Here is a 12,991-nt window from a genome sequence, read left to right as displayed (position 1 = left end):
GAAGCGCTTGCCGTAGCGGTTCACGCCTTCGCCGCTACGCGATCCAACGATTCATTGCAACGCCGCGATTGCCGCCCGTGCGCCGTTTTCCTTCAGCAATTGCAGCGCGCGATAAAGCGTCGCCCTGAACTCCACATGACCGGCGAGATCCGCCGGAAACACTTCCCGCACCGCGAGCAGCGCGTCCATCAACGCCCGGGGTTCCCCATGCGCCGACCCCGAGAGCGCGGTCAATCTGTCGGCGAGTGGATCACTGATCTCGTAACGCGTGCCGTCGTCCGCCTGAGCGCGCAGGAACACCATCCATGCCGCGACCGCAAGCGCGAGCCGTCGATAAGGCTGGCCCGCTTCGATGCGCGCCGCGATCGTCGCGAGCAGGCGCGGCGGCAGCTTCTGGCTGCCGTCCATCGCGATCTGCGCGCAGCGGTGCTTCAGCGCCGGGTTCGCGTAACGCTCGAGCAAAGCGTCGCGATAGCCGGCGAGATCGAACGATGCCGGCATGCTCAGTGTCGGCGCGATTTCTTCCGTCATCATCGCGTGGATGAAAGCGCGCATCGCGGAGTCGCCGATCGCTGCGTCGATAGTGGCGAAGCCGCCGAGCATCGACAGATAGGCCAGCGTCGAGTGCGTGCCGTTCAGCATGCGCAGTTTGGCTAGCTCGAACGGCGTGACGTCGTCGACGAGTTGCGCGCCAACCGCATCCCACGCGGGACGTCCGTGCGGAAAACGATCTTCGATGACCCATTGCCGGAACGGCTCGCAAGGCACGGGCGCGGCGTCCCGATAGCCGAGTTGTCCGGCGGCGGTGGCGCGCTCGGCGTCGGTGGTGGCCGGCACGATGCGGTCGACCATCGTCGCAGGGAACGGCACTTCGGCGGCGATCCAGTCGGCCAGCGCCGCATCGAGTTGCCGCGCGAACGAACAGACCACCTGGCGCAGCGCGGCGCCGTTATGCGCGAGGTTATCGCACGACAGCACGGTAAACGGTTTGCCGTTCGCGGCGTCGCGCCGCGCACGCAATCCCGCGACGAGAATGCCGGGCACCGTGCGCGGCGCGAGCGGGTGGGTCAGGTCGTGCGCGATGGCGGGATCGTCGAGCGCGACCTCGCCGGTTTTCGGATCGCGGCAATAACCCTTTTCGGTGACGGTCAGCGAGACAATTCGCACCGCCGGATCCGCGAGGCGCGCGAACAGCGCGGGCCGATCGACGGGCATTGCGAGCACTTCGCGCAGCGCACGCATCACGGTGACCTTCACGGCCGCCGGGCCGCGTTCCACCAGACTGTAGAGACCCTGCTGTTCCATCAACGCGTCGCGCTTGCCGACGTCGCCTTGCAGCGTCACGCCGCAAATGCCCCAGTCACCGCCTTCGGCGAGCATGGCTTCTTCCGTATACAGCGCCTGATGCGCGCGATGAAAGTTGCCGATGCCGAGATGAACGATACCGATGCGCGGCTCGCGCCATTCTGGCGACAGCAGATGCGTGGGCAGTGCGGGCAGCGCGTCGCGGGACAGACGCGGCAAGGGAGACAGTGGGGCGGCGGAACTCATGTAATGAAATCCAGGTGGCTCGGTTGGGGCGCAAGACGGCTTCGGAACGACACCGTTCAGCGGGAAAACCCTGATTTGACGACTGAATATACTTGTATGGTAGCATCGTTCAAACGGCTTGAGACAGTCTGATGAGTCCGATTTTCGACTCAGTCGGCGTTCTCGCCAGCGTTCGTAGGCGACATGAAAACCGCGAGCCACCTGCGTCATGCATGTTCGCCATGCGCGCGGCTCGCCAACCGTCTTTGCAAGGAAGAAGTCATGAAGATCGTTCGCGCCGACGTGATCGTCACGTGCCCCGGCCGCAATTTCGTCACGCTGAAAATCGTGACCGACGAGGGCGTGCACGGCATCGGCGATGCAACGCTGAACGGCCGCGAACTGGCGGTCGCGTCGTATCTGAAGGATCACGTGTGCCCGCTGCTGATCGGCCGCGATGCCGGGCGTATCGAAGACACCTGGCAGTTCCTGTACAAAGGCGCGTACTGGCGGCGCGGTCCCGTCACGATGACGGCGATCGCCGCGGTGGACATGGCGCTGTGGGACATCCTCGGCAAGGTCACGGGCATGCCGCTGTACAAGCTGCTCGGCGGCGCGTCGCGTGAAGGCGTGATGGTGTACGGCCATGCCACCGGACGCGACATTCCCGAAGCGCTCGACCGTTACGCCGAACATATCGAGGCCGGTTATCGAGCGATCCGCATTCAATGCGGCGTGCCGAACATGCGCTCCGTGTACGGCGTGTCGAAAGGCAGCGGCATGTACGAGCCGGCCACCAAGGGTGCGGTGGAAGAGCAGAGCTGGTCGTCGGAAAAGTATCTCGACTTCGTGCCGAAGCTGTTCGAAGCGGTGCGCGACAAGTTCGGCTTCGACACGCATCTGCTGCATGACGTGCACCACCGTTTGACGCCGATCGAAGCCGCGCGCCTCGGCAAGTCGGTCGAGCCGTATCGTCTGTTCTGGATGGAAGATCCCACGCCCGCGGAAAACCAGGCCGGCTTCCGGTTGATTCGCGAGCATACGGTCACGCCGATCGCGGTCGGCGAGGTTTTCAACAGCATTTGGGATTGCAAGCAGCTGATCGAGGAGCAGTTGATCGACTACATCCGCGCGACGCTGACGCACGCGGGCGGTATCACCCATTTGCGGCGCATCGCGGATTTCGCTTCGTTATACCAGGTGCGTACGGGTTGCCACGGGCCGTCGGATCTGTCGCCGGTCTGTATGGGCGCGGCGCTGCATTTCGACCTGTGGGTGCCGAACTTCGGTGTGCAGGAATACATGGGCTTTCCAGAGGAAGCGCTCGATGTATTCCCGCATGCATGGCGCTTCGACAAAGGCATGATGCATCCCGGCGAAGCGCCGGGCCACGGTGTCGACATCGACGAAGCGGCGGCCGCGCGTTATCCGTACGACCCGGCCTACCTGCCGGTGGCGCGTCTCGAAGACGGCACGCTGTGGAACTGGTGAACCGGTGAGCCCGATCGATTCGATCCGCTCAACTAACTAACGAAAAGATCATGGAGACACGTTTGAAACCAGCCCGCCCAACAGGCGCTGCGCCGGCCAGCAGCGCCATGCTGCGTCGCGTGGCCTTCGCGTCGACCATCGGCACCGCGGCCGAGTACTACGATTTCTTCGTCTACGGCACCGCTGCCGTGCTGGTGTTCGGCCAGAAATTTTTCCCCTCCGCCGACCCGCTGATTGGCACGCTCGCCGCGTTCGCCACCTATGCGGTCGGCTTCCTGGCCCGGCCTCTGGGCGGTATCGTGTTCGGCCACTTCGGCGACCGCGTCGGCCGCAAGAAGGCGTTGATCGTCACGATCCTGATCGTGGGGCTTGGCACCTTCGCGATCGGCTTGCTGCCGGACTATCAGTCGATCGGTATCTGGGCGCCCGTCGCGCTGATCCTGATTCGCGTGCTGCAAGGCTTCGGGGTGGGCGGCGAGCAGGCGGGCGCCGTGTTGCTCACCGCGGAATACGCACCGCCCGCGCGGCGCGGTTTTTTCGCGAGTCTCGTGCAGTTGGGGGCGCCTGCCGGCTTCCTGATTCCGTCCGGCCTGTTCGCGCTACTCTCCGCCACGCTGACGCCTGCACAACTGCTCGACTGGGGCTGGCGCATTCCGTTTCTCGCCAGCGCGCTGCTGGTTGCGCTCGGCCTGTATATCCGCCTGCGCACCGAAGAGTCGCCGATCTTCGCGACGATCCAGCGCACCAAGGCCGTGGCGTCGCGGCCGGTGGTGGAGGTGGTGCGGCAGTTCGGCCCGACCATCGTCAAGGGCGTCGGCGCGAAACTGATCGAGGCCTGCACGTTCGCGATGTACACGATGATCGTGCTCGCGTATGGCAAGGCGCACGGTATTGCGCAAAGCATGTTGCTGCAGACGGTGATTGTCGCCGTGGCGCTCGAACTCGTGACGATACCGCTGGCGGGCGCGTTGTCCGACCGCATCGGCCGCCGTCCGACGTTCATCGCGGGCGCCTTGCTGCATGTCGCGCTCGTGGTGCCGTTCTTCTTCGCGATCGACAGTGGCAATCGCGGCGCGGTGCAGCTCGTGATGATCCTCGCGATCAGCGTCGGTCACAGCCTTTGCTATGCGCCGCAAGCTGCGCTGTTCCCCGAGCTGTTCCCAGCACGCGTGCGTTGCAGCGGTATCGCACTGATCTGGCAGATCGGCTCGCTGCTTGGCAGCGGCGTGCTCGGGCTGCTCGCCGTCAAGCTCATTCAGGTCACACACGGCAGTTCGCTCGCGCTGATCGCCTACGTGGCCGTGCTCGGCATCGTGTCGGCCGCGTCGCTGTTCGCGTTGCCGGAAACTGCGCCGCTGCGCCGTCACGGCGACCTTCACGATTGGGGCGGCGCCGGTTCTACCGACGCGCATGGCGCCGCGCAAGCCTTCGCGTCTTCATCCCCGTCTTCTTCTGTCGCGCAGCATTGAGCGCGCAAGCTTTGCCCTACCGGAGTCCATCATGCTGGCAGCAGTACTTCACGAACCCAAACTGATCCGTATCGACGAGGTCGATCCGCCCGAGCCCGGCCCGGGCCAGGTGCGCGTGCGGGTGCGGGCCGGCGGCATCTGCGGCTCCGATCTTTCGTACTATTTCAAAGGCAAGAGTGGCGACTTCGTGGTGCGCGAGCCATTCGTGCTCGGTCACGAGGTGGCCGGCGAAATCGATTCACTCGGCGAAGGCGTGAGCGGCGAGCAGCGTCTCGCACGGGGTCAACGCGTCGCGGTGAATCCCGGCCTCGCGTGTGGAACATGCCGCTTTTGCGTTGGCGGGATGCCGAATCATTGCCTGAACATGCGCTTCATGGGCAGCGCGTCGACCTTTCCGCATACGCAGGGCATGTTCCGCCAGTACATTGTCGTCGCGGCGCGGCAATGCGTGCCGGTGCCGGACGGCGTCGACTTCGCGCAGGCGTCGATGGCCGAGCCGCTCGCCGTCGCGCTGCACGCGGTGAAGCAGGCCGGCTCGCTGGTGGGCGCGAGCGTGCTGCTGATCGGCTGCGGGCCGATCGGCTGCATTCTGCTGAGTGTCGCGCGTCGCGCGGGCGCGCATCGTGTGGTGGCGCTAGATCTGTCCGACGTGGCATTGCGCGTCGCGCAGCAACTCGGCGCGGACCAGACCGTGAACGCCGCCGACTCCGCCACGATCGAGCAGTGGTCCGCGCAGCGCGGCACCTTCGACGTGGTCATCGAAGCCTCCGGCAGTCCCGCAGGCCTCGACACGGCGCTGCGTTCGGCGCGCGCGGGCGGCACGGTGATTCAGGTGGGCAACCTGCCGGCCGGTCAATCGCCGGTGGCCGCGAACCTGGTGATGGCGAAGGAACTCCGCTATCAAGGCTCGTTCCGCTTTACGACCGAATACGCGATTGCCGCCGACGAAATCGCCTCCGGCAAACTCGACTTGCGTCCGCTGATGACGCATGCGTTCGCGATGAGCGACGCGAACCACGCGTTCGACGTGGCGCTGGACCGTTCGCAGTCGATGAAGGTTCATCTGTATTTCGACTGAGCCGCGCTGCGTGATGGGGCTTCGCACGCGCGATGCCCGATGCCCGATGCGGTGAATCGTACTTACAAGCTGGTCCGAACGCCCGCGAAGAGGCGGATCGAGTATCCATCCCAGGAGCGGCTGGAGTAAGCGCTAAAGCGCCAACTCCAGCCGACAGCTTTGCATGGGGCTGGAGTAAGCGCTAAAGCGCTAACTCCAGCCGACAGCTTTGCATGGGGCTGGAGTAAGCGCTAAAGCGCTAACTCCGGCCGACAGCTTTGCATGGGGCCGGAGTAAGCGCTAAAGCGCTAACTCCGGCCGACAGCTTTGCATGGGGCCGGAGTAAGCGCTAAAGCGCTAACTCCAGCCGACATAGGAGACGCCTGATGATCAAGAGTCAACGCTGGTTTGTCGTCGCGCTGCTGTTCCTGGCAGGCGTGATCAATTATCTGGATCGCGCGGCGCTGTCGATCACCGCACCCCTGATCCAGAAAGACCTGAACTTCTCGCATGCACAAATGGGCGTGGTGTTCAGCAGTTTTTTTATCGGCTATGCGCTGTTCAACTTTGTCGGCGGCGTGCTGTCGGACAAAGTCGGCGCAAAGCGCGTGTTCGGCACCGCGATGGGCGTGTGGTCGGTGTTCTGCGGCGCGACCGCGCTGGCGAGCGGCATCGGCTCGCTGATCGTGCTGCGCGTGTTGTTCGGCATGGGCGAGGGCCCGTTCAGTTCTTCCAACAGCAAGATGGTCAACAACTGGTTTCCGCGCAAGGAAGTGGCGAGCGCCATCGGCGTCATCAGTTCGGGCACACCGCTCGGCGGTGCGCTGGCCGGGCCGGTGGTCGGCTTCATGGCGGTGCAGTTCGGCTGGCGCTGGGCGTTCGTCGCGATCATGCTGTTCGGGCTCGCGTGGCTCGTGTTGTGGTCGATCACGACGACCGAACATCCGCACGAGAATGCGCGCGTCACATCTCACGAGCTGGACCTGATCCGGGCGGGCCAGGCGGACGAGCATGCAATCTCGCATTCGGCCGATGGCGGCAAGCTCGGCCTCGGCCACTTTCTGCGCAAGCCGATTATCCTCGCGACCGCCTTCGCGTTCTTCTCATACAACTACGTGCTGTTTTTCTTCCTGTCGTGGTTCCCGACCTATCTGACCGAAGCGCATCACCTGAGCCTGCGCGACATGAGTTTCGCGACGGTGATTCCTTGGCTGCTCGGCAGCGTCGGGCTCGCGGCCGGCGGCTTCATCTCCGACCTGATCCTGCGGCTGACCGGCAAACCGCTGCTGTCGCGCAAGATCGTGCTCGGCACCTGTCTCGGCGCCGCCGCGGTGTGCGTCGCATTGGCCGGGCGTGTGGCCAGCACACAGGGCGCGGTCGCGCTGATGTCGGTGTCGATCTTCTTCCTGTACGTGACGGGCGCGGTGTACTGGGCGGTGATCCAGGACACCGTGCCGCGCGAACACGTCGGCGGCGTGGGCGGTTTCGTGCATCTGCTGGCGAATCTGGCCGGGGTCATCGGGCCGGCGGTGACCGGCTTTATCGTCGAGGCGACGCACGGTGCGTACGGCAGCGCCTTCGTGCTGGCGGGCGCGGTCGCCGTGCTCGGCGCGGTGTGTTCGCTGCTGTGGATTCGCGAGCCGCATGCGACGCCGTTGGCGATGAAACGTGCATGGTAGTATGGTGCGGTGCGCGGCAGCGGTTGCTGGCTTGTCGCGCGCGTGCCTGATATCCGCGCTTTTTCCGCGATCGATTCGCTGTTATCCGCTGCTCTGCCCGATGCCGACCAAGAACCTGCTCACCAACGAATCGTCCCTCTCCGCCGATACGGCGCTCGTCGCGCGCCGCACGCGACGCCGTGCGAGCGCGCAGGGCGGGGCGTCTGCCCAACTGCCCGATCTGACCGCGAACGTCTCGTTCGATTCGCATGAGCCGATCGGCAAGCAGATTTTCCGCGCACTGCGTGAGGCGATTTTCGTCGGACAGATGGTGCCGGGCACACCGCTCTCGGAGAAGGAAGTGTCCGACATGTTTCAGGTGTCGCGGCAGCCCGTGCGCGAGGCGTTCATCAAACTGGTCGAAGCCGGTGTATTGCAGGTGTTGCCGCAACGGGGCACGTTCGTGAAGCGGATTTCGCCTCGCCAGGTACGTGAAGGGCGCTTCATTCGCGAAGCGATCGAAACCGCGGTGGTGCGCAAGGCGGCGGTCTCGATCACCGACGAGCAATTGCAGGCGCTCGCCGATAATCTGCGCGAGCAGAAGCTGGCGGCGAAGTCGAACGACACGGCTGCGTTTCTCGCGCTCGACGAGGCGTTTCATTACGCGATTGCCCAGGCGATCGACTGCACGGCTGCGTGGGAAACGATTCAGGATATCAAGGCGCAAATGGACCGGGTGCGCTATCTGAGCCTGCCCGACGTGTCGCCGCTCGATCTGCTGATCAGGCAGCACGCCAGGATTCTGGCCGGCTTGCGCGCGCACGACCCGAGCGCCGCCGAAGACGCGATGCGCAGCCATCTGCGCGAGATTCTGATGTCGCTCGGACCGATCGCCGAACGTAACCCCGCGTGGTTCGAAGCGGACGAGCCGGAGCGCGTGCCGTTGTCGACGTGAGGCAGGACGCGGCCCGAGCACGCGTTCGGTATGTGGCGCTTGCGGGTGGCTCGCGTTGCGCGGCGCGTTTTCCAGTCACCTCATCAAACGATCCGTGTCCCGCTGCGGTAAGTCGCGCGCGGCACCGGCAGCGTGTCGAGCATCGTCACGCGCACGAAGTCTGCACGCAAACCCGTTTCGATTGCGCCGCGATCGTGCAGACCTGCGGTGCGCGCCGGTTCGGCGGAGACCGTCGCCATTGCGCGCGGCAGCGTCCAGCCGGCTTTGTCGACGAGGTCGAACACGGCGGTCAGCAGACTCGACGGCACGTAGTCCGATGAAAGGATGTCGAGCAGGTCCACCTTCGCGAGTTCGAGCGCCGACACGTTGCCCGAATGCGAGCCGCCGCGCACGATATTCGGCGCACCCATGATGGTCGAGATGCCGTGCGCGCGCGCGGCTTCAGCGGCGATGCGGGTGGTCGGGAATTCGGCGAGCACGATGCCTTCGGCCTTCGCCTGTTCGACGTGTTCGATCAGCGTGTCGTCGTGGCTCGCCACCGGAATGCCGAGCCGCTGGCAACGCGCGACGATCTCGCGGCGGTGCGCATCGGCATAACGTTCCTGTTCGACCGACAGTTCGGCCAGCGCGGCCGCGACATGTTCGTCGCTCAGCTTGCCTTCGCGCTCCTGGAAGCGGCGCCATTGCTCGCGGTCGTGCCATTGACGCTGACCGGGCGTGTGATCCATCACCGACGCGAGCCGTAACAGCGGATGCGTGCACAGCGAATCGAACACCTCGATCACGTCGGCGGTGGCGATCTCGCAGCGCAGATGCAGAAAGTGCTCGGCGCGCAGCAGTTTGCGTGCGGAAAAGCGCAGCAGGGAATCGGCGCATTGCGTTTGCACATCGCGGCCACGCAGTCCTACGCGCGAGCGCGAGCCGATCGCGAGCGCGTCGAACACGGTGGTGATGCCCGCGGCCGCCACCTGAGCGTCGTGGATCACGAACGCGGCGTCGGTATTCCATTGCACGCCCGGACGCGGCGCGAGGTGTTTCTCGAGATTGTCCGTATGTAACTCGATCAGACCGGGCAGCAGATAATCGCCCTCCCAGTCTTCAGCTTCGCGCGCCGCGGTCGTGCCGCGCGCGACCTCGCGGATCACGCCGTCTTCGACGCACACCACGCCGGTGAATGCTTCGTCTCGCGTCACGATGCGCGCGTTCCTGATCAACATCGACTTGCTCCGTTTTTATCGAGCCCGGGTGTTGTTGCCGTAGGCGGTAAATCTCTCATCGCCGTTTGCTGGTCCATTCTAGTGCCGTTTTCGCGCCGGTCGATCAATCGTTCAGTGACGCCGTGACGGCTGCAAGGCGAGACGGCGGGTGGCGACCTTGCTGCGCGTCTCTTCGTCATGAAAGATACCGAAAATCGCCGCGCCGCGCTCGCACGCTTCGACGATCAATTCGGCGACCACGTCGCGGTTCTCCGCGTCGAGCGAGGCGGTGGGTTCGTCGAGCAGCAGCAGCGGATGCCCGGCGATCAAACCTCGCGCGATGTTCACGCGCTGCTGCTCGCCGCCCGAGAAGGTGGCGGGCGCGAGTGTCCACAGCCGCTGCGGCACGTTGAGCCTCGCGAGCAGCGCGGCGGCGCGTGTTGAGCAGCGCCGCTTGCCCGAGCCCGATTCGCCGACGATGCACAGCACTTCGCCCGGATATAGATCGAAGCTGACGTTCCTGCAACCGTTGCGGCCACCGTATTGTCTGGTCAGATCACGAGCGCTCAAGAGTGGCTGTGACGTCATGCGCATTCTCCGTCGCGTGCGTTGGGCGCTGCCGGAGCCTCGTTCGCATCGCCGCGGCGTTCGTGGCAGTAGTCGCTATCCGAGCAGACGAACATGCGCTTGCCCGCGTCGTCGACGATCATTTCATCGAGGAAGCTCTCGGTCGATCCGCACAGCGCGCACGCGTGCTGCCATTTCTGCACGTCGAACGGATGGTCGTCGAAGTCCAGGCTGCGCACGGACGTGTAGGGCAGAATCGCGTGAATGCGCCGTTCGCGGCCAGCCCCGAACAGTTGCAGCGCGGGGCCGCAGCATCCGCTTGGTCTGCTCGTCGAGGTAGGCGAAGTTGTAGCCGTGCGCGGCGCTGTCATACGAGGCGGTGGTTTGAGATGCGTCGGGCGCGTTCATGCTGCCTGCTCCGCCTGATCGCTGCATTGTTGCGCGCTTTGATTCTGCGTCTGCGCGCCATGCTGTGCCCGCAAGCGTCGTACGAGTTCGAGTTCGGCCTGAAAGTCGACGTAGTGGGGCAGCTTCAGATGCTGAACAAAGCCCGACGCTTCGACTTTATCGCTATGCGACAGCATGAATTCGATGTCCTGGGTCGGCGATACGACCGCCTCGCCGAGTTCCTCGGCGCGCAACGCGCGATCCACCAGCGCCATCGCCATCGCCTTGCGCTCCGCACGGCCGAAGGCTGGCGGCGCGCGCTGTTCTCATTGCCAGCGGGCGTGCGCTGTACGACGATCGACAATTCCGGCCGTCTCGAAGACGCGGGGCAGGTGTTGATCGAGATTCTCATGGCGTGCGCCGCCGTTCACTGAAGCGAACTAATCACCGGCTGCCATCCGCTCCCGCGTCGCCTGCTGCAAACACAGGACGAACTGCTGAACCGCCGGCGTGGGCAGCAGATCGCGCCGTGAAATGATGCTGAGATCGTAGTTCGGCAGCGCGTCTTCGATCTGCGCGACGCGGATGCCGAGCGGCGCGACCATCTGCGCGAGCGGTCGCGTGAAGCAGCCAATCACGTCGGTTTGCGACACCAGCCCCAACGTCACTGCAAACGACGACGGCGCCCGCACCAGCCGTTTCGGCACCGGCAAGCCGTGGGCGTTGAACATCGCCATCATCACGCTGTGCGGAAAGTGATCGGCGCCGACCGTCGCGATCCACTCCGCGTCGAGCAGCTCGCGCAGCCGGGTAACGTTCGCAAGCGGATGCCCGGCGCGCAGCGCGACCACGAACTGCGTCGAGTAGAGCGGCGCCTGCACCAGATCGCTGTCGAGTGCCTGCACATGATGAAGCGCCGCGATGTCGAGCGCGCCATTACGCAAACGCGCGAGCGCGTCGGGAATCGTCACTTCCTCCAGATGCAGATTCACCAGCGGCATCTTCTGGCGAAAGCTCGACACCGCATGCGGCAGCGCCGTGAGCGCGATCGACGGCATGGTCCCGACGCTGACCCTGCCGGCCAGTTCTCCTTTCACCTGTTCGACGGCTTCGACCGTGCGCCGCATGTCGCCCAGCAATTGCTCGGCGCGCGGCAGCAGCGCGAGCCCGCACGCCGTCAGCTCGATGCCGCGTACGCTGCGCACCATCAGTTCCGCGTTCAGCGCGCTTTCGAGTTCGCGGATCGTATGGGTGACGGCCGGTTGCGTCACGCCGAGTTCACGCGCAGCGGCGCGCAAGCTGCGGTGATGCGCAGCCGCGACGAAAGCCTGCAACTGCTGCAGCTTCATGAGGGTAATCCTCTATATAAGACTTGTTAATCAGGGTGAAAAAAATAGCATCTTATTCGAACAAAACGGCGTGGCTATAGTGGCGAGCTGTTTGCCGCGTGTTCGCGCGGCGTGTGTTCACCGGAGCCATCGAGATGAAAGAAGCCGCGCGTTTTACCGAAGTGTCCGATCTGGAGCCCGCTGCGCAGAGCCTGCGCGAGATTCGCCATCACATCCATCACCATCCGGAACTGGCCTATGAGGAGCTGCAAACCGGTGCGCTGGTCGCGGAGAAGCTGGAGCAGTGGGGCTGGCAGGTGACGCGCGGAGTTGGCAAAACCGGCGTGGTCGGCACGCTGAAGGTGGGCGACGGCCGCCGCAGCATCGGCATTCGCGCGGACATGGACGCGTTGCCGATCATCGAGCAAACCGGCCTGCCGTATGCGAGCGGCACGCACGGCAAGATGCACGCCTGCGGCCACGACGGTCACACGACGATGCTGCTCGGCGCCGCGCAGCATCTTGCGGCCACGCGCAATTTCTCGGGCACGGTGCATCTGTATTTTCAACCGGCGGAAGAGAGCGGCATCGACAGCGGCGCGCTGAAGATGATCAACGACGGCCTGTTCGAGCGCTTTCCGTGCGACGCCGTGTTCGGCGTGCACAACCATCCGGGCGCAGAACCCGGCACGCTGCTGTTTCGCAAGGGGCCGTTCATGTCGGCGGGCGACAAGGCGATCATCACGATCGAAGGCGTCGGCGGGCATGCCGCGCGTCCGCATCTGACGGTCGATCCGGTCGTGATTGCGGCGAGCATCGTGATGGCGTTGCAGACGATCGTCGCGCGCAACGTCGATCCGTCGCAGCCGGCGGTGGTGACAGTGGGCTCGATGCATGCGGGCACCGCCAACAACGTGATTTCGAGCAGCGCGAAACTGGAGCTGAGCGTGCGTTCGTTCAGCCCCGAGGTGCGCGCCCTGCTGAAGAAGCGCATTACCGAACTCGCCGAAACTCAGGCGGCGAGTTATGGCGGCAAGGCGGTGGTCGAGTACATCGAGGGTTATCCGGTAGTGGTTAATTCGGATGCCGAAACGGATTTCGCGGTGCAGGTCGCGCGTGAACTGGTCGGCGACGACAAGGTGGTCGCGAACACCGACATCCTGATGGGCAGCGAGGACTTCGCCTTCATGCTGCAAAAACGGCCGGGCACGTTCCTGCGAATCGGCAACGGCGTGGGCGAGGACGCCTGCATGGTGCACAACCCGCACTACGATTTCAACGATCGCAGTCTGCCAGTCGGCGCGGCATTCTGGACGCGGCTCGTGGAGCGCTATCTGGGGCAGTGAGCCCTGA

General features: G+C 64.7%; 9 protein-coding genes and 3 pseudogenes. 6 read left to right on the top strand and 6 right to left on the bottom strand.

Going from position 1 to position 12,991, the window contains the following annotated elements:
- Positions 1-51: 51 nt before the first annotated feature.
- The gene (locus tag HV770_RS12500; RefSeq protein ID WP_175159968.1) at positions 52-1,551 is read right to left on the bottom strand and encodes a mannitol dehydrogenase family protein; all 1,500 of its coding nucleotides are present in this window, start codon (positions 1,549-1,551) and stop codon (positions 52-54) included.
- A gap of 261 nt (positions 1,552-1,812) precedes the next feature.
- Here HV770_RS12500 and manD point away from each other — a divergent pair, with 261 nt between their 5' ends.
- The 5 genes from manD (at position 1,813) to HV770_RS12475 (ending at position 8,160) form a co-directional block, all read left to right on the top strand.
- Positions 1,813-3,021 (top strand): D-mannonate dehydratase ManD, encoded by a 1,209-nt coding sequence (gene manD / locus HV770_RS12495; RefSeq protein WP_175159966.1) that lies wholly within the window; start codon positions 1,813-1,815, stop codon positions 3,019-3,021.
- A 62-nt stretch (positions 3,022-3,083) separates the two neighbouring features.
- Positions 3,084-4,490: an MFS transporter gene (locus HV770_RS12490; RefSeq protein ID WP_246290878.1), complete on the top strand. Its 1,407-nt coding sequence runs from the start codon at positions 3,084-3,086 to the stop codon at positions 4,488-4,490.
- Between the two features lie 31 nt (positions 4,491-4,521).
- Complete coding sequence (locus HV770_RS12485; RefSeq protein WP_175159964.1) at positions 4,522-5,568, top strand: L-idonate 5-dehydrogenase; 1,047 nt, start codon at positions 4,522-4,524, stop codon at positions 5,566-5,568.
- Between the two features lie 365 nt (positions 5,569-5,933).
- Positions 5,934-7,226 carry an MFS transporter gene (locus HV770_RS12480; RefSeq protein WP_175159962.1) on the top strand — a complete coding sequence of 431 codons (1,293 nt, stop codon included), beginning with the start codon at positions 5,934-5,936 and terminating at the stop codon, positions 7,224-7,226.
- A gap of 100 nt (positions 7,227-7,326) precedes the next feature.
- The gene (locus HV770_RS12475; protein WP_175159961.1) at positions 7,327-8,160 is read left to right on the top strand and encodes a GntR family transcriptional regulator; all 834 of its coding nucleotides are present in this window, start codon (positions 7,327-7,329) and stop codon (positions 8,158-8,160) included.
- An 83-nt stretch (positions 8,161-8,243) separates the two neighbouring features.
- Here HV770_RS12475 and HV770_RS12470 read toward each other — a convergent pair whose 3' ends face one another.
- The 5 genes and pseudogenes from HV770_RS12470 to HV770_RS12450 all read right to left on the bottom strand — a co-directional run bounded on the left by HV770_RS12470 (position 8,244) and on the right by HV770_RS12450 (position 11,659).
- Positions 8,244-9,377, bottom strand: a complete 1,134-nt coding sequence (locus HV770_RS12470) for an alpha-D-ribose 1-methylphosphonate 5-triphosphate diphosphatase (protein WP_175159960.1) — start codon at positions 9,375-9,377, stop codon at positions 8,244-8,246.
- Positions 9,378-9,488: 111 nt separating this feature from the next.
- Positions 9,489-9,797 (bottom strand): annotated as a pseudogene (locus HV770_RS12465) (ATP-binding cassette domain-containing protein); the annotation flags it as partial.
- A 143-nt stretch (positions 9,798-9,940) separates the two neighbouring features.
- A pseudogene (locus HV770_RS12460) lies at positions 9,941-10,228 on the bottom strand (alpha-D-ribose 1-methylphosphonate 5-phosphate C-P-lyase PhnJ); the annotation flags it as partial.
- Between the two features lie 99 nt (positions 10,229-10,327).
- Positions 10,328-10,618: pseudogene (locus tag HV770_RS12455) on the bottom strand (carbon-phosphorus lyase complex subunit PhnI); the annotation flags it as partial.
- A gap of 132 nt (positions 10,619-10,750) precedes the next feature.
- Positions 10,751-11,659: a LysR family transcriptional regulator gene (locus HV770_RS12450; protein ID WP_175159959.1), complete on the bottom strand. Its 909-nt coding sequence runs from the start codon at positions 11,657-11,659 to the stop codon at positions 10,751-10,753.
- A gap of 134 nt (positions 11,660-11,793) precedes the next feature.
- On the opposite strand from HV770_RS12450, the gene HV770_RS12445 reads away from it, so the two are divergent.
- Positions 11,794-12,984, top strand: coding sequence for a M20 aminoacylase family protein (locus HV770_RS12445; protein ID WP_175159957.1), 1,191 nt, complete (start codon positions 11,794-11,796; stop codon positions 12,982-12,984).
- Positions 12,985-12,991: the final 7 nt, after the last annotated feature.

It is taken from the genome of Paraburkholderia fynbosensis (assembly GCF_902859935.1).
Taxonomy (GTDB): Bacteria; Pseudomonadota; Gammaproteobacteria; order Burkholderiales; family Burkholderiaceae; genus Paraburkholderia; species Paraburkholderia fynbosensis.
This window is presented reverse-complemented; position numbering and strand designations above follow the sequence as displayed.

Coding starts and splice junctions, on each gene's coding strand:
- HV770_RS12500 (WP_175159968.1), bottom strand. CDS start 1,551: ATGAGTTCCGCCGCCCCACTGTCTCCCTTGCCGCGTCTGTCCCGCGAC.
- manD (WP_175159966.1), top strand. CDS start 1,813: ATGAAGATCGTTCGCGCCGACGTGATCGTCACGTGCCCCGGCCGCAAT.
- HV770_RS12485 (WP_175159964.1), top strand. CDS start 4,522: ATGCTGGCAGCAGTACTTCACGAACCCAAACTGATCCGTATCGACGAG.
- HV770_RS12480 (WP_175159962.1), top strand. CDS start 5,934: ATGATCAAGAGTCAACGCTGGTTTGTCGTCGCGCTGCTGTTCCTGGCA.
- HV770_RS12475 (WP_175159961.1), top strand. CDS start 7,327: ATGCCGACCAAGAACCTGCTCACCAACGAATCGTCCCTCTCCGCCGAT.
- HV770_RS12470 (WP_175159960.1), bottom strand. CDS start 9,377: ATGTTGATCAGGAACGCGCGCATCGTGACGCGAGACGAAGCATTCACC.
- HV770_RS12450 (WP_175159959.1), bottom strand. CDS start 11,659: ATGAAGCTGCAGCAGTTGCAGGCTTTCGTCGCGGCTGCGCATCACCGC.
- HV770_RS12445 (WP_175159957.1), top strand. CDS start 11,794: ATGAAAGAAGCCGCGCGTTTTACCGAAGTGTCCGATCTGGAGCCCGCT.